Below are 19,706 nucleotides of genomic sequence, written 5' to 3' on the forward strand. Positions count from 1 at the left end.
GCTTCCAGTTCCCGCCTGGCTTCATTGGCGGCTTGCTGTGCGGAGGCTTTGCTGTTGTCCCACAGCTCTTTGAACATGGCATGCGCGGTGAAGAGTGCGTCCTCTGACGGGCAGATCGAATCGAGCAACTCGTCAAACGCGCCTTCAATCGTCTCCTTGCGGATGGATCTGCGGCTCTCCGCGCAGTCTTTTTGGTAGCAGGAGTAATAGGCGTAGCGTCCGCCTTTGCCACGCGACCACGCAGCAGTGAGGGGGTGGCCGCAGCACCCGCAGACAACGAAGCCGCGCGGAGGGAAGTCCTCATTGGCGTCGCGCCGCACGGGGGCCGTCGTGGTCCTGCCGTCCAGGCGCTCCTGGATGCGGGTGAAGGTCTCGTAGCTGATCAGCGCCTCATGCTTGGCGGGCTGGAGAACGAGGTTCCATTCGGGCATTGAGAGGTAACCGGCATAGAGCACCTGCGCGAGCAATGAGGCAACGCGCTGTGGATGGACTTCGCCTTTGCGGTCCTTCGGAAAGTGCGGGCATTGGAGCAGGAAGCGCTGCACCTCGGCCTGGGTCTCGTATCGGCCTGATGCGAAGCCTTCCAGCGCTTCGCGGATTGTGGTTGCCAGAGGCTCGTCGGGCACCATCACCTTGCCGGTGTGCCCCGCGAGCTTCTCGTAGCGATATCCGACCGGCGCGCCGAAGCCCCAATAGCCATTGGCTGCGCGGGCCCGCATGCGGTTGCGCGTTTGCTCGGCGTTCTTTTGACGCTGATGCTGAGAGACGGACGCGAGAAGGTTTTCGACGGCTCCGGCATGGAGCGTTAAGTCATGAAGGGATTCGACCAAGCCTCAAGCGGTGCGGCCACCAAGCGGAGCTGGATCAGCGCATCGCCGCGCGGCCCAAGCCGAAAGTCGAAATCCAGCTCACGCCACAAGGCGCGGAGGCCGTGGAAGTTCGCCGCGGACTCGACCACGCCTCCGAACGCCGCATCAAACATCTCGAAGAGCGTCTCCAGTCCGCCCGCCAGGGCTTCGAGAACGGCCACGCTCGCGCGCTCCAGCGCGTTCGCGCGAAACAGGATTTCGAGCGGGGGCGGTAGTTCACGCCGTCCCCTTACTTGGGTTCGCCAACTAGATCACAGGTTCGTCGGTCACGGCAGATCATCGAAGTTGATCCCTATCTAGCAGCTGCCGCACGACTGCGCCCTGGTCTGCAGCACAACCTGCTACTAATGTCAGCTCTCAGTACAAAGCAGAGATTCTCAGATGAGCGCGCCCACGTCTCCTTTTGACCCAAAGCAGAACTGACAACGACGTCGCTCCTCGACGTCCAACGTCACGATCCGCGCCAATAGCGTTGGCGATAAAGCTGACCGATCATTGCTTCCACCAGGATGATGCTGCACGCGATAGGGTGTAGCGCCAATCTGTCGCCAGACCCGATTCCGGTTAGAGCGCCGAAGCTGAAATAGCCCCATAGAAGACAAACTGGCTCGCGATGCCTGCCTTTTCGGTAGGCTTCCGGCGGTAGCGTGCCTCTTTGAAAGCGATACGGGTCCGCTCCCATTAAGCGGCACGCCGCCAAAGTAGCAGGTGGCATTGTGTGGTTAGGGATTTCGATGAAATCCAAAATCGAGCTTTAAACTAGGACCTTAGATCCGCACGTGACTGGCCCCGCGGGGCAGAACGCTACTGAGATCGTATATCAGGCCATCCGGGGCCAGCAGGGCGTTGATACCGGCCTCTCCCAGATCACAAATCTGAACGTGCTTCACCGCGAGGACGATTGCGTCGAACGTGCCAGCGGGCAAAGAACTCGCGATGTCAATATGATATTCGTGCTTAGCAAGATCGCGATCGGCCAACGGGTCGTAGACCAGGACCTCGCCTATTGAACCGGAAAGAGCACGGACGAGGTCAATGACCTTGGTGTTGCGCGTATCGGGCACATTTTCCTTATAGGTGAAGCCCATCACCAGAGCACGTGCATGTGCGGGGCTCTGCCCATTCCGCCTCATAGCTTTGAGAATGTCGTCGGCCACGAAGGACGCCATGGCGTCATTTGTGCGCCGCCCAGCCAAGATCATCTGCGGATGGAATCCGATCTGCTCCGCCTTGCGGGTCAGATAGTAAGGGTCGACACCGATGCAATGGCCGCCGACGAGGCCCGGTCGATAGGGCTGGAAGTTCCACTTCGTGCCGGCCGCCTCCAGCACCTCCGCAGTCTCAAGACCGAGTTCCTTGAACAACATCGCGAGCTCGTTGACGAGCGCGATGTTCACGTCGCGTTGGACGTTCTCGATGACTTTAGCGGCCTCGGCGACTCGGATCGAGCTTGCTCTGTGTGTGCCGGCAGTGACGATCTTCGCATAGATCGCGTCAACGAGATCGGCGGTCTCGGGAGTCGAGCCCGACGTAACCTTGACGATGTCGGGAAGCCGATGCGTTGGATCGCCGGGATTGATGCGCTCGGGCGAATAGCCAGCGTAGAGGTTCTGGTTGAATGTGAGACCGGAGACGCGCTCCAGCTCTGGGACGCAGAACTCCTCGGTTAGGCCAGGATAGACAGTAGACTCGTAGATGACGACGTTCCCTGGAGAGAGAACTGCGCCAACGGTTCGGTTTGCGTCCAAGAGGGGGCTAAGATCGGGACGCCTCTTGTCGTTGATCGGTGTCGGTACAGTGACGATGTAGACGTTGCATGGACGGAGCGCGTCGAGGTCTGTCGTGCAATCCAGTGCCTTTGCTGCCGCAAATTCGTCGCTCGTCACCTCGCGTGTCCGATCGACTCCGCGCTGGAGTTGCTCAATTCGGGCTGCGTCAACGTCGAAGCCCGTTACCGGGAAATGCTGGGCCATAAACACAGCAAGCGGTAGACCGACAAAACCGAGTCCGATCACGCCGATCTGCACTTCGCTGAGCTTAGGCGGCGCCGCTCGACTCACTATACGAATACTCTGACTGCGCGATTTCGGATCGAGCATGAGATCGAAGGCATGGGCCGCGTTCGCAGCCCCGGCGCATGGTTCTTCAACCGAAGCAGCGTATGTCGGCGGCGCATTCGATAAAGACTTTTTGAACGCGTTTCTTGCTGGGCGTGCCACAGACTGGACTTATGAGGTCGTTGGGTTCTGACCTTCGTGGCTTTGACAATGGGCATAGAAACTGCGTGGCCGATACTAGGTAACCAGCACTGAGGTTTGTAAGCGCTTCCAACTCAGGCGAATTGGCCGGGCTATGGAAATGGCAGCGGTCTGTCGCTGTCAAGGGGAATTACTAGCTCTATTGGGGTTTTGGTAACGACTGCACGCAATGTGCCGGCCGAACTGCTCGACAAAAATCGGATGGCTCTAAAGGCTGAGAGTGCAGCATGGGCGGCTAATTGCGATCAGTATAGCTGCACCGCAGAGTATGGCGCATTCCCCAATCTGCATAGCTCACGTGACGGGAGGTCTATTGCAGTCCCAGTAGTGAAAAGTGCTGGTCGATGACCACATCCTCTTCGAAGGGACGCACGGCGCGCACAAGATCGTTCGAATCAATAGGCGAGGCCAGCGCGCGCTCGATTCCGGCAGCTAGCGCCTTGTGATCATTGACGGGGACGAGATAGCCGGTCTCGCCATCCGCGATGACCTCGGACGGACCGCTATTGCAGTCCGTCGCCACGGGCGTGCATCCAGCCATCATCGCCTCGATCAGTACGTTCGGCATGCCCTCGAAATGCGAGGAAAGAACAAAAACATCGGCGCGGCCGAAGTAAGCGAGAGGATTTTCGACCTCACCTTCCAGCCGGACGTAGTGCCGTAAATTCAGGTCCTCGATCAGCGCCTCCAAGCGCGGGCGTTCCGGTCCCTCCCCAAGTAGAACAAGCCGAACCGGACGCCGCTCGCGAAGAAGTGCGACGCTGCGGATTAGGATGTCAAATCCCTTGACATCCAGAAGTCGGCCGGCGGCAACGAGGGTAGGTACCGAGCCGTCGGTGAACCAGGGATGAGACAGCTTTTCGGCAACACGCTCTCTCTGACTGGGTGTGGATACAATGTTGTGCACGCAGACGTAGCGTTGATCTCCAGACATTGAGCGGTACTGCGCGGCCACTCCTTCGGACACACAGGTCAGAGCATTCGCGCGCCGAGCAACCGTCCGCATCAGTTTATAGAGCCACCAGCTCTTCGTCAGCGGGCCCGCAGGATATTCGTATAGAGGATACGTTCTAGAGGAGGCGCTGATCTTGGCCTTTGACCCGGAGACAATGGCGGCGATTAACACCGCGGCATTGAGGTGATCTTGCGCAGAGAACACTACGTCCGGCAGTGCCTCTTTGAGATAGCGGATGAAGAAGGGGACCATCGCGGAGACACGGCTGCGACCGAGGATCACGACATTCACACCCCTTAACTGCTCCAACTCTTGTGCGGAACTGCCTGGCAATACATGCCCCACCAGCAAATCTACTTTGTGACCCCGATCTGCGAAGGCTTGCGCCATGCGTATCTGGGCAAGCGGCACACCGGTTCTCGCAAAAACCGCAAAGATGATGCAGATGTGCAACGGACTCATCTCTGGTCAGGTCTGCTATCGTCCAATTGAGCGCGTTGTGGGGAGTAAGGTGTCGAGGGTATGCATTGAGCAAACGCCGAGATGACGTTCGGCAGCTTCTATACCAACAGAGCAGGCGCTGTTCCAAGCTGCAATCTCAGTGCTGCCGCAGGCCGCACGATCGCCTCAGCGCATTATCGCAGCATATCGCGCAGGAAGCTGTAGATGCCCGTAAAATAGTGATACTGGCCGCGCGCGAGCATATCCATCGCCTGGAGCCTTCGTGAAACTGGGCCGGAATCGATCAGGCGCTGCCTTGCGGCCAATGCAGCGCGTTCCTGCTTGAGCTCGCGGGTGGCGGTTTCGATCGGCACGTCTTTCCATGTGCCAAGACCTCGAGGCGCTCCAGCAACCTGTCGATCAATTGGATGCCAGGGCCGTAGTCTAGGCAGGGGGGTGCACTGGCTTGATCCCGCAAGATATCTGCACGGCCGATTGGTTTCACCGAGTTCACGATCCAGTCGGACGTATTCTCGTCGTGACGGCGTATGGACTGCAGGCGGTCCTCTATCACGACGCGCCGCCCGGGCAGGCAGCCGCTCAACCTGTGCAGCCAGATGTCGTAGCTGACGACCTCATGGGGAATCCGCAGAGCGCGCGTGAGGAACTCTCGGCGAACCGCCGTTAGTGCGCCGGTCGCGAAAGATCCCAAGCCCCCGTACCCGGACCGGATCTGCCCAATCTTCGTGGCGCCGTTCCACTCCAACCGCCTGTTCGTGAGGAGCCCGTCATGGGCTAGCACCCAGATATCGGGGTTTTGGGTCATGTGGTCGATCACGCGTGCGATCTTGTCAGGGAACCAAACATCGTCCTGATCCGACATGAGAACGATGTCGCTCGTGCACCGGGACAATGCATTTTCGAAATTCCGCGAAAATCCCAGCCGTGAGGCGTTTCGGACGACGGTGACGGGAAAGGGAGCCGATTGGGCAAAGGCCTGAACGATGTCGACGGTCGTATCGGTTGAACCGTCGTCGCAGACAATCAATTCGTCGGGCAAACGCTGCTGGTCGAGAAAGCTCGCGAGCTGTTCGGCGATGAAAGACTCGCCGTTGTACGTCGTCATTGCGATGGAGGCAGTCACCACGCTTGCGGCCTCACGCTTTGCGGCAAACTAGTGTACTGAATTCGGCCCTGTCCGGTGACAAGCGTGACCGCCGCCTTTGCCAAGCTGACGGAAGCATCAGGCCCTGGTTCACCTTCTCATCATAGGGACTGAACCCCAGCTTCATTCGCGCACTCTTGCGGGCGATTTCGAGTAAGACGTTCGCTCGTGTCAGGAAGGAGATGTTCGTCATCTCCGTCTTGCCGAGCAGGTCGACCAGCGCGCGCTGTGACAGGACGCTCAAGTGGCGCGGCACATCGAGTCCTTGCCAGTACCTGCCGTACACCTCGTGGCCGATGGCATCGATATTGGGTGTGTCGATGTAGAGGTGGCCGCCGCCCCGCAACAGTTCCCGAAGCTGCATCAACGTGGTGCCAGGGTCCGGTACGTGCTCAAGCACATGGCTGAGCGTGATGACATCGAAGCTACCCTTCATGTCTTCCCAAGCCGATGCGTCGCCTTGCCGGACCTCAAGGCCCTGGCGCGGGCGAGTTCGAGTGCGGACGTGTCTGGGTCACAGCCGAACACGTCCCAGCCAGCGTCCCGTGCCTTGGCCATGAAGCTCCCATTTCCGCACCCGACATCCAGCAAACGCGCTCTTTCTCCGGGCTTCAGCCGGCGGAGATGGCGAAACTCGACGTCCAAAATTTCGCGCACACGTGGATAGAGCAGCGCCAGCCAATACCCGGCCGCAAGGTTGTGCTCATACCGTGTTCCGTAGCGCCGGTTGCGGTACCCGTTGGCCAACAGATGGCGCAGGCGCCTTAGAGAAAATGCCGTGTCGTTGCGGTGCGAGTCCTTGGGCGCCTCGTGCGTGTAGTAGCGTTGATAGATGAGCGGGATGGCCGCGCTCGACGGTCTCGGATCGAGGTAGCCCGAAGCGCAGCTCTGGCACCGCCACATCGTCCAAAGACCCGGCGCGCAGCCAAAGACGATGTCTTTGAGATTGTCGTAGAGAAGAGTCCGGTCGCTGCTCCCGCAAACAGGACACGCACCAAGCGCATCGAGGCCTTCCGCTGGCAATTCCGAGGTGCTTGTCACCGCTTGCATCGTTCGCCTTTTGCCGGAGCCTGATCGGGCCGTGTTCACGCGTTGAACCGGGGCGCTTGGCGCCCCCACCCGAAAAATCGGCCCGCCTATCCAGTGTGACGGGACCGCAAGGCAGCTCCCAGCCAAGTCTTCAAATCCGGCGGCGACCTTAGCCAGGTCCAAATCGAGATTGCAACGAGATAGGTCGCGACGATCGCGAACCACAAGAAGCCTTGATCGAGCGGGACAACCGCAATGGAGAAAGCGGCCGCAATCCACGAAAAAGGCCCGACAAGGCTGCGCAGCGATTGTCTCAGAACGCCGGCAAAATGTGCCAGCAAGGCGAAGTCGAGCATGACGCGAAGCGTGAACGCCGCGGCTGCACCGGGCAGGCCAAAGAGCGTCAGGCCCACGCCAAGCGCCAGCACATACGGGACGAACTCAGCCAGATGACACTTCGCGACAATGTCCGGAAGCTTCTGGGCCAACAACTGCATGTAGGGCACTTTTGCGAAACTGTTCAGCCAGAAGCCAACGAAGGCAATTTGACCCGCAAGCGCTGCTTGGCTAGCGAACTCTGGCGATAGCCACACGGAGAGGAATTCCCTTAGCGCCACAATGCCAACCCCCATCAGCGGGGTCATCGCAAGTCCGATGGCGGACAGCGCTTCACCGGCGAGCCTCTCGGTTTCCACCCGATCCGATCCCGCTAAGCGCGGAAGAAGCGCCGACACGACGGCGGTCGGGATAATCCCCGAGCGCTCCGCCAACTGAAAAGGGACGCTGTAATGGCTGACTGCCTTCGCCCCCAAGACTGCTCCGATCGCAAGGCGGTCGAAGCCTACCATGATTGGCCCGATCACGGACGTCACGGTGACCCAGCCTCCGAAGCGCAAGAGGTGGAGGGCGGTCTCGACCGAGGTGGCAATGGGGTGCCCGCTCAGAAAATGATTGCGGCAGACTGCGAAGAGCATCGTCAGGCTGAGGAGGCGAGCCAAGATCGCGGCCGGGAGCAGATAGGAAAGGTCCGGTCCAATCGTCAGCGCCACCATGAGCGGCAGAAGCTGAAACAGCGCGGAGCCCACGGCCACAATGATGTTGAGCTCCCGAAAACGCTCCGCGCCTTGGAGTGCGCCCGCGAGAACGCCTGAAACGGTCATGAGCGGAATGCCAAGGGCCATCCAGCCTGCGGCATTGAGCATTTCGCGGCGCAACTCGTCCGTCACCGTGAACGCGAGCTCAAACGACAGCGTCGCCACCAACCAGAGCAGCAACCCGCCGATGGTGCCACAGACCAGCGTGAATACCAGTGCTGTCCAGACGGCTTGGGCACGCTCGCTCTCTGGGGCGTTGCGCATCGAAGCCACGCGTTGAGCCACGGCTCTGCCCATTCCCAAGTCGAAGAGGCTGAAATAGCCCATGAGCAGCCACGCTATGGCGAGGATTCCATAGCGCGCCTCGCCAATGGCGCCGATGTATATGGGAATCGTGACGAGCGATAAGAGTATCGGGACCGCCGCACCGGCTAGGTTGTAGCAAGTGTGGGTGCGAATGCTCATGTGTCGTCGTCTCGAAGATTGTCCTTCATGGTGTCAGTGCATGCCCAGAGGCCTGAGTTTGAGCGTACTCCACAATCCGCACGGTGCTCCAAGCCGCTTCGTTTGCCAACTCCTGAGTGGACGTTGCGAGCAGAGCGGGCCTTTCGTTTGCCGGGCGGCGAGTGTGCCATTCGAGGCGGCATGGCTCCATTGTGACTGGCACGAGAAGTCTGCTTCGTACAATAGGTCACACGACACCTACATCGGCGCTTGGGACACACCGACGCCCGCGCTCCTATTGCGCGGCGGGAGCGCCGCCACGATCACCATGCAGCAAGTCATCTCAACCAGCGCAAAACGTTTAGAGCGCGCGGCCGGATGGCTGTCTCCATGTTGCAGCGGGTGCTTCCGGGTGCGCTTGCGACATGCTATTGGCTGGGGCCTGTCCTCGTCTGGTAAAGGGCACCACGGGGCCATTGAGGCTGCGCCACGACACCGGAATTTCCATGCGGCACCTTGCCATACTTGCGCTCCGGCGAGAGCCCGCGATCATCTGTTCGCTGTTCTTCCTTGGGCCCCTCATCACGCTTCTGGTCCCGAAAACGACTATCGCGACCCTGATTGTGCTGTTCCTCTGCTGCGTGGGCCTGGATCTTGCGCGCGGCGGCGAGCTCAAGGGTATGTTTCGGATCAACGCGTCCCTGGCGTTGTTCGGCGCGACCGCCGCCTATCTGTTCATGAACGCCAGTTGGTCGCTCGACCCGGAACGGGCGTTCACGGCGGCCACTTGGTTCGTACTGGTCGTGCTCATGTGCTACGGCTCAGGCCGCGCCCTCGCCCGCTGGCCGGAGCGCTCCTTGCGCATGGCGGGTACGGCCTTTGGGACCGGAGTCGGGGTCGGCATTGCCTTCGTCCTGTTCGAGGCGGCCACGGGCCGGCTCGCTACCTTGACCCTCTATCACACCCTTCCGTTCACGCAGCCCAATAGTCTCAAGGACTTCGTCATCCGCAACGGCGAGATCGTACAGATCGCTCCGGGCGAGTTGAACGCCATGATCGCCGTGATGTTGTTAGCCTTGTGGCCCGCGCTACTTTGTGTGGTGACGCGGCTTGGCGAGAGAAGCGGCTCTCTTGTTGCCGGCGCCCTGTTCGCCGCGGCAACCGCGGCAGTCTTTCTTTCGGATCACGAGTCGTCGAAAGTCGGTTTGGTCGCGAGCCTCTTCGTCTTCGCGCTCGCGATCCCCTGGCCCGCCGCGACTCGAAAAGGCCTGTGGCTCGTTTGGTGCCTTGCCTTCGCACTTGTGATTCCACTGGCCACCGTGGCTTACAAGGCTGAGCTGCACAAATCTGAGAGCCTTCCGTTCTCGGCGCAAGCCGCGTGACACTCTGGGCCTATACCGCCGAGCACGTCCCCGCCAAGCCACTCCTCGGCATCGGCGGCTCGTCCACCCGCAAGATCGATCAGTCGCCGGCCAATCGCCAGATGCAGTGGAGAAAGAAGCGCAAGACCGAGGGGTTCGGGTGGCACGCGGGCACCCATGCGCATAACGCGTTCCTGCAGACATGGTACGAGCTGGGTGCCGTCGGCGTCATCCTGTTCGTGGCAACGGGTTCCGCCGTCATCTTGTCGCTTTACCGCCTGCCGCGCGGCACCCAGCGCTTCGCGCTGGCCCAGGTTGCCGCCTTGTTCGCGATCGGCGCGTTCGCTTGGGGTATGTGGCAAGGATGGCTGATGGCGCTGACGGGACTTGCCGCTCTGTATGTGTCACTCGCCGTGAACGTCCATCGAGCGGGCCAGGCAGAGATGGCCTCCACCGCACCCGGCATACGTCAAGGGGTCATACGCCCTACACTCTTCTCTCGGGACGCCTGCCAAGTCGTGGCGCACTTCCGCGCTTTTTCCGGACCGTATGGTGAGTACGCGGAGAGAACCAGAAAGGCCACGACTTAGTGTGGCTGTGCTGGCAGTCAGCAGCGAACGCGTCTCCGCTTTCGAATTCCCTGATCTGCGGGAAGTTACAGGGAATTTCGGCTCTTCTTGCGCCACCCTGCCCTCCTGACACCGGTCTTTCCGTTTTGCATCAACAGGAAATAGCAAAATTCCCTAAGCTGCGGATCAGGGAATCTTTCAGACGAAACAGAGAATTCCGGAGCGGAAACAGGGACCTTCCTTGCGTGAGCAGGCAAGCACTTCGGAGGACTCTGAGGCGGTCGGTTGCAGCCGCGCTTCATGTCCGCTGCTGCGGCTAAAGCGGACATTCCCCAGCAGCCGCCCGATGTCCGCTAATGACCCAAAGCGGACAACGCACCTGGCTCGTCTGCTTTGGTTGCGGTTAGATCACCACTTCATCATCATCCGCTTGGCTTCGGCCTCGATGTTCACGTAGGGCTCGCCTTTGACCGATACCGCAACGCCCTGGATCTTACCGCCGGTGAACTTGCCCGGAGCCTTGTACAGGGTACTCACCGCGTCCTCGCTGTCATAGCCTACGCAGAGGCCTTCGCCGGAGAAGCTGAACTTGCCAGGCTGGGTGCGCATCTTGCCGGAAGCCACCACTTTATCGTCGACGTAGAGCTTGGTCTCGCCCAGGAACTCGCCATGCTCGCCCTTGCCGGTCTTCTCGAACTCCATACCCAGCGTGTATTTGCCCGGCTTCAGTGTCACGTTGGACTCGAACACCTGCTCCGGCTTGATGCCAAGGAAATTGTACACGTAGTAGAGCTTCTTATCCTTGATGAACAGCGAATGGCCGCCGAAGCGTGAGCCCATAGCGAAGATCACGCCTTCGGTCTTATCGGTGATCTCGACGTTGGCAAGGATCTTGTACGACGACCGCGCACGTTGACCGCCGCACCTTCCGGAACAGGTTCCGTATCCGGGTAGTATTTGTAGGTGTCGCGGGGAGGTTCCCCGGTGGGGCGCGGGGTTGTTATAATTTCCACAGCCAGGCGATCATCCAATGGCAGTACGTTGTTCTCTTTCGCCTGTTTCATCCAGAGGTCTTTGAGCTCCTTAAGCTTGTCCGGGTACTTGTCGGCGAGGTTGTTGGACTGCGAGCGATCCTCCTCCATGTTGTAGAGTTCCCATTCGTCCTTGTCGAAGTGGCCCTTACCGCCCAGCGGTACGTGTACGGAGGACGCCTGCCAGCCGTCCTTCCAGATGCCCCGCGTGCCGAACATCTCGTAGATCTGGACCTGTTTTTTCGTCGGGTCGTCCGGTTTGGCATCAAACGTGTAGGCCATGGAAACACCGTAGACCGGGTACTGCTTCACACCGTGATTGAACTCCGGCATCTTGAGGCCGGTGATTTCGAGCAGCGTAGGAACGATATCCGTTGAATGGTGGTACTGGTGGCGCAGCTCGCCACGTGCCTTGATACCCTTGGGCCAGCTAATAACCAGCGGATCGGCGGTACCCCCCTCGTACTCTGAGTAGCGCTTGAACATTTTGTACGGCGCCGAGAAGGCCGCGGCCCAGCCGGTAGGAAAATGTTCGTAGGTGTCGGGGCCGCCCAGCTTGTCTATGTACTTCATGTTGTCGGCGAGACTGTCCGGAAAACTATTGAAAAACTTGTTCTCGTTCACCGACCCATTGGGCGAGCCCTCTCCGGAGGTACCGTTGTCGGCAGCGTAGATGATGAGGGTGTTTTCGTACTGGCCTGTTTCCTTCAGGTAGTCGATGACACGACCGATCTCATGGTCCGTATAAGAGGAATAGGCTGCCCAGACCTCTGCCATGCGGTTGAACAGTTTCTTCTCCTGGTCGTTCAGGGAATCCCACGGACGGACGTAATCCAGCGGGTTGGCCACGTCTTTCGGAAGAGGATTGACGGCGGTGTTGACGGTGTTTTCGGGAATAATGCCCTTCTCTTTCATGCGTTTGGTTGCCCATTCGCGATAGGCATCGTAACCGTCGTCGAATTTGCCCTTGTATTTCGCTATCCATTCCTTGGGAACCTGGTGGGGCGCATGGTTGGCGCCAGGATTGAACCACATGAAGAAGGGTTTGCTCGGGTTGGAGGCGTTCTTGTTACGGAGCATCTCGATCGCCTGGTCAGCGAGGTCCTTGGACAGGTGGTAACCGTCTTCCGGCATATAAGGCTGTTCGATGAAATCATTGTCCTTGACCAGGAACGGATACCACTGGTTGGTCTCGCCGCCGAGGAAGCCATAGAAGCGGTCCCACCCCTTCTGCAGCGGCCACTCGCCGCGATACCCGCCCGGCGCTACGTCAACTTCCGGCACATTGTGGTTCTTGCCGAGCCATAAGGTGGCGTAGCCATTGGCCTGCAACACTTCGGCAATGGTCGTTACCTCTTTGGGAAAGCGAGTGCTGTAGCCCGGGAATCCCTCCGCACCTTCGGCGACATTGGCATACCCGTTCATCCAGTGGGTGCGGCCTGTCTGCAACGTGGAGCGCGTCGGCGAGCACAGGGAGGTGGTATGCCAATTGGTGTAGGTCAACCCGTCGGCGGCAAGGCCGTCCAGCGTCGGCATTTCAAGGCGGCCGCCGTAGGGCGACCAGGCCGCTTGGCCCGTGTCGTCATAGAGTATGAAGAGGATATTGGGGGCTCCTTTGGGCGCCTGCGGGGGAATGAAGGGCTTCCAGTCCGGTTTGGAATTGCGGACGTCGAGTTCAATCTTGCCCTGGAAGCCGCGCAGAAGCTCAGCTTCGGTCGGCTCGTCGGCGAATGTCGGCGTTGAGACTCCGACGAGCATGAACAAAGTGAGCGCAAACCGCCGCAGTAATTTCTGCATATCTAGCACTCTCCTATCCGGTTAGCCTGACACGCCGCGCGCATCATCCTCTTGGAACCCCGCTTTTTGCAGCCCGTCCGCTTACGGATTGAGCTACGTCCCCAGCGGTCCTTCGTCTCTGACGTGAATCAAAACCCCACATGTACGAGAGGCAGTTTTTGGTACCTTAGCTATCTGACGAGGGCAGGAAAGCCAGTTTTGGACGAGGTGTCACAAACCTCCGGCGCGGCGACCCCGGCGTCTGCTTCTTGCACAATGCGGGCTAGCCATCCGACAGGCACTCAGGTCGGCCTTTGACCCAAACCTGATATGCCAAGGACCGTGTTTGGGTTCTGCTTCGGACCCAAACTCGATGCCGTTCTTCAGGAGCGTGACCGTGACAGTGTGAGCGACGGCAACTCGCCGAAGAACGCTTTGTAGTTCTGCGCCGCGCGTCCGAAGTGGAACAGTCCGCAGCTCAAATAGGCATCCATCAGGGCATGTTCCCTGTCGGAACCGCAAATCAGCAACTGGCGGAGTTTCGACAGCCTTTTCTTCAGAAGATACTGCTTGGGGCCGAGCCCGTAGGTGCGCAGAAAGGCTCTCTCAAGCGCCTTGATGTTCGTATTGAGGGCCAAGCAAATCTCGGACATCGTAATCGGAAACTCGACATTGGCATCCATGTAGGAGGCAGCCTCGCGAACGGTCTGAAGTGTTCGATCTGTGCTTGTCATTGAGGACTCTGAGTAGAATCGCCGGCCTTCCGTGAACCCAGCCAGCGTGAGCAGTACATCATCTTCGACGTCGTTGATGGCCTGGTTTGCCGCGAGCGTGTCGGCCCAGCGCGTCCGTTGCGATGCCGATTCCAAAAACCTTGCGTTCTTCAAGATTTGAGCGCGCAGGGCTCTTCCCGCGCCCGTGTCCCAGCAGCGAAACCCGGAGTCCGGAAACTCAATGCCGATCTCCGCCAAGGTGGGCCGATCCACTTGGATCGAGAGCCAATTGGAGTTGGGTGTCAGCCGAACGTTGAGCTCCTCGCCCTCACCATAGACCATCATGCTCCCCGGCGACAGAACGCTCCCGTTGAACAGCGACTCGTGTCTCTCGTTGAGTAGCACGCCCAGTGTCATCCGGTCCGGAGGGGCGGGACCTCTGGCCAAGACGGGGAGATTGTATCGCCCCCAATCCAAACGCGTCCGGGCATTCGTTGCCTGCAGGATCGTCCCATGAAACTGGCCGGGGCTATCCAGGTAATGCTCGAAGTGGCTCTTCTGGATCGACTCTTCCATCGCCTCTGGATCGAACGAACTCAGATAAACGCGGCCGATAGCCACTTTTAGGGATTTCGATGATGTCGTGTCCAAGACCGGATTTCCTGCTCTCGCCAGATCACTATTATAACAAAAAGATCGCCTCCCGAAGGCGTGGAGCCTTCGCTTTGGTCAGAAGGGCAAAAGCTTCGGCAACGGTCCTGGCATGCGTCGGCTAGTAACAGTTCTACAAGAAGCAGAGAGACGACATGAAGCACGTCTGGAGAGCCATCTCCATCTTGGTCCTGCTGTCAAATCCGGCCACGGCGCTAGCACAGGATGCCCAAGCCCAAGCGAACAATCCCTTGGCTAATGTCACTGCCGTCAACCTGCAGAACTACTATGTCGGAGAACTGACCGGACCCGCGGACGATGCCAACCAATTTGTCCTGCGCATCGCGCAGCCGTTCTCGATCGACCAATCGAAGTGGCTCCTGCGCCTATCGGCCCCCGTCAACAGCTACCCTGTCGGCACGAATTTTGGCATCGACACAGGATTAGGCGACATCAATGCGTTCGCCGCCTATCTCATAGATACCGGCAATCCAGCCGTCAGCTTTGGCGTTGGGCCGCAAGTTGTCGCGCCGACGGCCACCGAAGCAGGGCTCGGATCGGATCAATGGCAGCTAGGCTTTGCCAACGTACTCTTTAATGCGAGCAGCTCTAAGCTTCAGTATGGCTATCTGCTCACGTACAGCAATGGCGTCGGAGATACCGGCAAGAACCAACGTGTCCAGCTGGGCGCCTTCCAACCATTTGCGTTCTATCAATTGGGTGACGGATGGTACACGGGCGGAGCGCCGATCTGGACGTACAATTTTGCAAATGACGACTACAGCTTTCCCCTCGGGCTGAGATTGGGAAAGGTGATCCAGCGAGATGGGAATGTCTTTAACCTGTTCGTCGAACCGCAGTACAGCGTCGCGGATCGAGGCTATGGCAATCCGGAATGGCAAGTGTTCTTCGCGCTCAATATGCAGTTCGGCAACAAAGCGCCTTAGACAAGCGGTTGCTGACCTGAGGATAACGATCACGGAATGCTAGAAGCCGATAGATCGTGTCAGTTTTCTTCGTCGCGTCAGGATGGCCTGGCGATGAGGCCATCCATCTTGTGCACTTGCCGGTCAATAAATAGCCAGTACGGCAAGCAACTAGGGAGTAGCCATATGAAAAGCCTTGTTCAACTCACAGCCTTAGCTGTCGTCGTTAGCTTCTCGCTCCCGGCGTCTGCCGGACCATACGACGACGTGCCAAACGTGGCCGCTTGCAAGGCACGTGGAGCTGTATGGGATTTTGAAGCCGGGAAATGCGTTGCAACCAAGCGCAAGACACTGTGCGGGCAGCGTGGCGGTGTGTGGGACGCAGGAACCAATTCGTGTTCCGTTCCTAAGCAGTAAACGCAGTGTGGATAGCAAGATGGCCACCTGTCTAGACGTGACAGGATGTCCGGCTTGTCGTTCGGGGCCACTATTGGCACGACCCAATGGAGATTGAGATGAAATGGAGATTACTCGCAATTCTGGCCGCAACTCTCAGCGGTATGGTCTGGTACCCTGCCCAAAGTCACGCTGAGGACGTCAAGTATTCTCCGGATCAAGAGAAGGGGATCAGGGCATGGGCGAACTCCCTGGCGACCCAAGCGGCTACCTTCTGCGCATCTCCTGTCGGAATGTACAACCTGAGGCAAGATATCGCCACGGGCGCCAGTCCCAAAGCCAAACCCAATCACATTTGGCGGATGCCGAACATAAGCACGCCTAAGCTCGCGAAGGAGTCGGGCTATGTGACACCCAACGTCAACACGATCTACGGCTTCGGATTTATGGATCTGGCCGAGGAGCCCGTCATCCTGACGACGCCGGATTCGAAGGGCCGGTACTACATCGTCCAGCTTGTATCGATGTATGACGACACCTTCGCGTATGGCGCGGGCAAAGACGTCGGCTATAGCGGGGGTACGTATGCACTGGTCGGTCCCGGTTGGAAGGGCACGCTGCCAAGCGATGTGAAGCGCATCGATGCTCCGACACGCTGGGTAACGGTTCAACCCCGCGTACATGTGAAGAATGAGGCTGACCTACCGGCGGCACAAAAAGTCCTGGACGCAATCACCGTTCAGGGGCTGTCCGAGTACGAAGGCAAGTCTACGCCCAAGGCGCCGACCTACAACTATGTGCAACCCAAACTGAAACCCAATGTGGCGAGCAGCCTCTTGCTGTTTGACGATCCACTGCAGTTCTGGTCGATCTGCGTCGACGCCATGAACGAGAACCCGCCACGCAAGGACATGGTCGATGCGGTTCTGCCCCAGTACAAATATTTGGGGATCGAACTCGGCAAGCCCTGGAAACCCGAGAACGTCCTGAACTCCATCTTTCTTGACGAGATGAAGAAGGTGGGGACGGCTATCGGCCCGATGATCGCGGATCTTCCCTACCTGATCGGACCGAACGGAAATGGCTGGATCGTTACCCCCTACAACTTCGGCAATCCCGGTCCCGACTATCTGACCGCCGCAGTCCATTCCGTGCTCGGTCTAACTGCCAACAACTCGGATGAGGCGTTTTATATCTGGTCGCAGTATGACGAGAACCTGAAGCAGCTGACGGGTGAGAACAAATACACCATGACGTTCCCGGCATCGTTCCCGTACACGAAGGTGGTCTCTCCCGGGTTCTGGTCCGTCACCATGTACGACCTGGGAAGCAAACTCACCGTCGAGAACCCGATCAACCGCTACTCGCTGGGCAGCGACAATGAGCTGAAGAAGAACGACGATGGCTCGATCACCATCTATCTGCAGGCGACCAATCCCGGCAAAGACAAGGAATCAAACTGGCTGCCGGCTCCCAAAGGTCCCTTCTACATGCTGATACGCAACTATGCGCCTGCGCCGGAAGCCATGAAGGCTCTAAAGGATCCGAACGCTGGGAAGCTGTTGCCGAAGGTCAAACAGGTATCGAACTGAGAACTGCGAGCGCCCGATTAACGTGGCGGTGCCGGGGGGGGGGCAGCAAGGCGATGCTTTGCCCCCGGCACCGCCACGAAATCTCCCGCCATTCAGGTGACGTCTGCTTTTGGCACATAGCGGACATCGCGAGATGAGCTTTCTGGGTCTCAGAAGCGGATCTGAAGTTCATCTACGTTCTAACCTGCGGGTCGCAGGTCCGAATCCTACCGGGCACTATCTCCCCAAATCGTTCCCGCGACTGCGCGTCGGCTGACCATTCGCTGTCCGCGCTCCTGCAGACCGTTCTCCGTGCGACAGCTCTGCAATGTTGATTTAGTTGAGCCTCGCAGTCCTCAAGAGAGTCCAGTATTTTGTTCGCAGTTTCTCCGTCTAGGCGCGCCAATTTCTTCGACCATAGCGTATGACGCGAGTGACGTGAGTCAGAGGGGTCTTCCTCGACCGGGACCGGAAACGTCGTGCGCACCTGACGTGCCGCCGATGGACGCGACTGCCGGCGGCCGCGCCGCCAAGGAACCTCAGGCAATCGTCTCCGCGCTTGCCAAGAAAGACTGACGCGCAAGATCCGGACGGCATAGCGTCACTGCGCGCTCAGACGGCTCGGCCGCGGCCATCCAAGGTCCGCCGCAATGAGAGCGGCCTGAGTCCGGTTGGACGCCGAGAGCTTGCGGAGAATGGCTTTCACGTGGGCCTTCACGGTGCTTTCGAGCAGGTTGAGACTCCGGGCGATTTCTTTGTTGGAACTGCCGCCAACGATCAGAGAAAGCGTGGAAAGCTGGCGTGGCGTGAGCTGACGTAACGGATTGTCCTCGGGCAAGCCGTCCAGGCCGTCGCTCCGCGAGACCGGGCTTTTGGTCAGAACGCGCCGGATGGCGATGCGCGGCACATAGATCTCACCGGCGAGGACGAGCGCGAGGGCATGCTGGAGCACGCTTTCGCTCACCGACTTCGGGACAACCCCGCGCGCACCGAAATCCATGCATCTGGCAATGTCATCGGGATGGACGCGGGTAGCGAGAACGACGACCGGGGTGCCCGGGCATTTCTCCACGAAGCGTTTGCGCCCGGCCCTTCCTGAATGCCGGGCGTCGACAGGTCCAACAGGAGAAGGTCGAAGTCCTCCTCCCTGTTCAGCGTCTTCCAGGCCTCCGCGGCGTTGCTCACCTCTGTCACGACCGCGCCCGGCAGCAACTCCGCAAGCAGGCGCCGGAAGCCGGCGCGGAACAGCGTCTGATCGTCGGCGACCAGGACGCGGAGGGTGCGTACGCCCTCGCTCTCCAAGTATGAATCGTAGTGACCGGGCTGCAGCGCCGAGCCTCGTAAGACTGCCTCATCCATTCGACTTTCCCCCAGTTTCCATTTGGGCCTTTCTCCCCCTTGTGAGGATCGAGCCCCTCCATCTGAGCCATCGACAGTGACGAAGTATCGCATGAAGCTGGCGTATCAGGAAAAAAAATTTCCCCTGTGGAAACCAAAGGGGGCCGAGGCGACCAGTCGCCGAAGGCATAAGGGAGGAATGAATGAAGAGCTTATCTGAGCGTATAGAAGCAATGTACGCAATGGACAAGCTAGGGGCATGGACATTTGTCGTCTTGCTCTGGTGCGTTGTTCTGTTCGTACTTTTCATGGTCTGGCAGGTCGTTCCGGATCAGACGATCCGCATCGTTCTCGCGGCTGCCGCCGGCGCTGTCCTCGTGTTCAACACGGCCTCCATCGGGGCCATGGTTCGTCACTACAAGGAGGACAAGGACTTCATCTACGGCCTCGACATCAAGCATCTCGATGCAGCACGCGAGGCTCGTGCGGAACGCAAATCCGCCGAAGTGCAGCGAGCCTGAGGGGAGGTCACGATGAACGGAAAAATCTATCGTCCGCCGGAGCAAGGCAAAGCGGGACAGGTCTTCGATTCGGTCTTCCTGCTTCTTCTCGTCTACGTCGTGCTTTTTGCACCACTCGTGCTCGGGCTAACCGGCGGCGGCACCATCACCAAAACGGTGGAAGAGCCGACCTGGGAAGCGCTGCAGCAGAATCCTCAGATGGCTGCGCAATGGGAAAAGCTCGGCTACACGCCGGAATCGGCCGCCGAACTCATCACCACCAGGTTCGACTACAGCATCGATCCCTGGGCGCTCCTTCTGACCGCCGCCGTGATCCTCGGCTACTTCGTTTTCATGATCCGTCTGTCGGAGAAGGAATACCGCGAAGTAATCGACGAACGGTTCGGCGAGAAGAAATAGGAGGGGCAAATGGATCTCTGGAACATCCTTGAATATGCCGCCTGGGGTCTCGCCGGGCTGCTCCTGTTGTGGATGCTTTTCGACGCTGTCCAGGTCAACCGAGACTTCGACGAAGAGCTTTTGACGTCGTCCCGCGAGGGTGAACTCGAGGACGAAACCGAACGGCACGAACTGACTTAGTCACGAGGGGGACAGCGTC

Annotated in this window: 17 protein-coding genes and 2 pseudogenes; 7 read left to right on the plus strand and 12 right to left on the minus strand. The window is 59.1% G+C overall.

Features of this window, described 5'->3' with window-relative positions:
• Positions 1-140: 140 nt before the first annotated feature.
• The 7 genes and pseudogenes from AUC68_RS18625 to AUC68_RS06130 form a co-directional block, all read right to left on the minus strand.
• Positions 141-719 (minus strand): annotated as a pseudogene (locus AUC68_RS18625) (recombinase zinc beta ribbon domain-containing protein); the annotation flags it as partial.
• Positions 720-805: 86 nt separating this feature from the next.
• Positions 806-1,030 carry a hypothetical protein gene (locus AUC68_RS06100; protein WP_069436802.1) on the minus strand — a complete coding sequence of 75 codons (225 nt, stop codon included), beginning with the start codon at positions 1,028-1,030 and terminating at the stop codon, positions 806-808.
• Positions 1,031-1,636: 606 nt separating this feature from the next.
• Positions 1,637-2,968, minus strand: a complete 1,332-nt coding sequence (locus AUC68_RS06105; protein WP_083240474.1) for a nucleotide sugar dehydrogenase — start codon at positions 2,966-2,968, stop codon at positions 1,637-1,639.
• Positions 2,969-3,437: 469 nt separating this feature from the next.
• Positions 3,438-4,535, minus strand: coding sequence for a glycosyltransferase (locus tag AUC68_RS06110; RefSeq protein ID WP_158008244.1), 1,098 nt, complete (start codon positions 4,533-4,535; stop codon positions 3,438-3,440).
• Positions 4,536-4,827: 292 nt separating this feature from the next.
• Positions 4,828-5,670, minus strand: coding sequence for a glycosyltransferase (locus tag AUC68_RS06115; RefSeq protein ID WP_069436805.1), 843 nt, complete (start codon positions 5,668-5,670; stop codon positions 4,828-4,830).
• A gap of 10 nt (positions 5,671-5,680) precedes the next feature.
• A pseudogene (locus AUC68_RS06120) lies at positions 5,681-6,264 on the minus strand (class I SAM-dependent methyltransferase); the annotation flags it as partial.
• 560 nt (positions 6,265-6,824) lie between these two features.
• Entirely contained in the window at positions 6,825-8,276 is a 1,452-nt protein-coding gene (locus AUC68_RS06130; RefSeq protein ID WP_069436808.1) for a flippase, read from the minus strand.
• A gap of 485 nt (positions 8,277-8,761) precedes the next feature.
• On the opposite strand from AUC68_RS06130, the gene AUC68_RS06135 reads away from it, so the two are divergent.
• Positions 8,762-9,637, plus strand: a complete 876-nt coding sequence (locus AUC68_RS06135) for a hypothetical protein (RefSeq protein WP_069436809.1) — start codon at positions 8,762-8,764, stop codon at positions 9,635-9,637.
• Complete coding sequence (locus AUC68_RS06140; protein ID WP_069436810.1) at positions 9,634-10,206, plus strand: O-antigen ligase family protein; 573 nt, start codon at positions 9,634-9,636, stop codon at positions 10,204-10,206. The genes AUC68_RS06135 and AUC68_RS06140 overlap by 4 nt, the downstream gene beginning before the upstream one ends.
• 387 nt (positions 10,207-10,593) lie before the next feature.
• On the opposite strand, the gene AUC68_RS17100 is transcribed toward AUC68_RS06140, so the two are convergent.
• The 3 genes from AUC68_RS17100 to AUC68_RS06150 form a co-directional block, all read right to left on the minus strand.
• Positions 10,594-11,025, minus strand: coding sequence for a hypothetical protein (locus tag AUC68_RS17100; RefSeq protein WP_204376969.1), 432 nt, complete (start codon positions 11,023-11,025; stop codon positions 10,594-10,596).
• 8 nt (positions 11,026-11,033) lie between these two features.
• On the minus strand, positions 11,034-13,013 hold the full coding sequence (locus AUC68_RS06145) for an arylsulfatase (protein ID WP_204376970.1): 1,980 nt from the start codon (positions 13,011-13,013) through the stop codon (positions 11,034-11,036).
• Positions 13,014-13,375: 362 nt separating this feature from the next.
• On the minus strand, positions 13,376-14,326 hold the full coding sequence (locus tag AUC68_RS06150; RefSeq protein ID WP_069436811.1) for a helix-turn-helix domain-containing protein: 951 nt from the start codon (positions 14,324-14,326) through the stop codon (positions 13,376-13,378).
• 185 nt (positions 14,327-14,511) lie between these two features.
• On the opposite strand from AUC68_RS06150, the gene AUC68_RS06155 reads away from it, so the two are divergent.
• Positions 14,512-15,303 carry a hypothetical protein gene (locus AUC68_RS06155; RefSeq protein ID WP_069436812.1) on the plus strand — a complete coding sequence of 264 codons (792 nt, stop codon included), beginning with the start codon at positions 14,512-14,514 and terminating at the stop codon, positions 15,301-15,303.
• Between the two features lie 482 nt (positions 15,304-15,785).
• A complete protein-coding gene (locus AUC68_RS06160) occupies positions 15,786-17,270 on the plus strand; it encodes a DUF1254 domain-containing protein (RefSeq protein ID WP_083240476.1) in 1,485 nt (494 codons plus the stop codon).
• 580 nt (positions 17,271-17,850) lie between these two features.
• On the opposite strand, the gene AUC68_RS06165 is transcribed toward AUC68_RS06160, so the two are convergent.
• Positions 17,851-18,201 carry a response regulator transcription factor gene (locus AUC68_RS06165; protein ID WP_158008245.1) on the minus strand — a complete coding sequence of 117 codons (351 nt, stop codon included), beginning with the start codon at positions 18,199-18,201 and terminating at the stop codon, positions 17,851-17,853.
• Positions 18,202-18,209: 8 nt separating this feature from the next.
• Complete coding sequence (locus tag AUC68_RS06170; RefSeq protein WP_069436815.1) at positions 18,210-18,608, minus strand: response regulator; 399 nt, start codon at positions 18,606-18,608, stop codon at positions 18,210-18,212.
• A 221-nt stretch (positions 18,609-18,829) separates the two neighbouring features.
• Between AUC68_RS06170 and AUC68_RS06175 the strand changes: the two genes are divergently transcribed.
• Genes AUC68_RS06175 through AUC68_RS16930 form a run of 3 tightly spaced genes read left to right on the plus strand, consistent with a single transcriptional unit; the run spans position 18,830 to position 19,687 of the window.
• Positions 18,830-19,108 (plus strand): hypothetical protein, encoded by a 279-nt coding sequence (locus AUC68_RS06175; RefSeq protein WP_425283214.1) that lies wholly within the window; start codon positions 18,830-18,832, stop codon positions 19,106-19,108.
• A gap of 12 nt (positions 19,109-19,120) precedes the next feature.
• Positions 19,121-19,507: a hypothetical protein gene (locus AUC68_RS06180; protein WP_069436817.1), complete on the plus strand. Its 387-nt coding sequence runs from the start codon at positions 19,121-19,123 to the stop codon at positions 19,505-19,507.
• 9 nt (positions 19,508-19,516) lie between these two features.
• On the plus strand, positions 19,517-19,687 hold the full coding sequence (locus AUC68_RS16930; RefSeq protein ID WP_193407075.1) for a hypothetical protein: 171 nt from the start codon (positions 19,517-19,519) through the stop codon (positions 19,685-19,687).
• Positions 19,688-19,706 lie beyond the last annotated feature (19 nt).

Origin of the sequence: Methyloceanibacter methanicus (genome assembly GCF_001723285.1) — a bacterium.
Taxonomy (GTDB): Bacteria; Pseudomonadota; Alphaproteobacteria; order Rhizobiales; family Methyloligellaceae; genus Methyloceanibacter; species Methyloceanibacter methanicus.

Bases quoted from the DNA above. Each gene is read 5' to 3' on its own strand.
- AUC68_RS06105 (WP_083240474.1), bottom strand. From the start codon at position 2,968: ATGCTCGATCCGAAATCGCGCAGTCAGAGTATTCGTATAGTGAGTCGA.
- AUC68_RS06130 (WP_069436808.1), bottom strand. From the start codon at position 8,276: ATGAGCATTCGCACCCACACTTGCTACAACCTAGCCGGTGCGGCGGTC.
- AUC68_RS06135 (WP_069436809.1), top strand. From the start codon at position 8,762: ATGCGGCACCTTGCCATACTTGCGCTCCGGCGAGAGCCCGCGATCATC.
- AUC68_RS17100 (WP_204376969.1), bottom strand. From the start codon at position 11,025: ATGGGCTCACGCTTCGGCGGCCATTCGCTGTTCATCAAGGATAAGAAG.
- AUC68_RS06145 (WP_204376970.1), bottom strand. From the start codon at position 13,013: ATGCAGAAATTACTGCGGCGGTTTGCGCTCACTTTGTTCATGCTCGTC.
- AUC68_RS06155 (WP_069436812.1), top strand. From the start codon at position 14,512: ATGAAGCACGTCTGGAGAGCCATCTCCATCTTGGTCCTGCTGTCAAAT.
- AUC68_RS06160 (WP_083240476.1), top strand. From the start codon at position 15,786: ATGGAGATTGAGATGAAATGGAGATTACTCGCAATTCTGGCCGCAACT.
- AUC68_RS06170 (WP_069436815.1), bottom strand. From the start codon at position 18,608: ATGGATGAGGCAGTCTTACGAGGCTCGGCGCTGCAGCCCGGTCACTAC.
- AUC68_RS06175 (WP_425283214.1), top strand. From the start codon at position 18,830: ATGGACAAGCTAGGGGCATGGACATTTGTCGTCTTGCTCTGGTGCGTT.
- AUC68_RS06180 (WP_069436817.1), top strand. From the start codon at position 19,121: ATGAACGGAAAAATCTATCGTCCGCCGGAGCAAGGCAAAGCGGGACAG.
- AUC68_RS16930 (WP_193407075.1), top strand. From the start codon at position 19,517: ATGGATCTCTGGAACATCCTTGAATATGCCGCCTGGGGTCTCGCCGGG.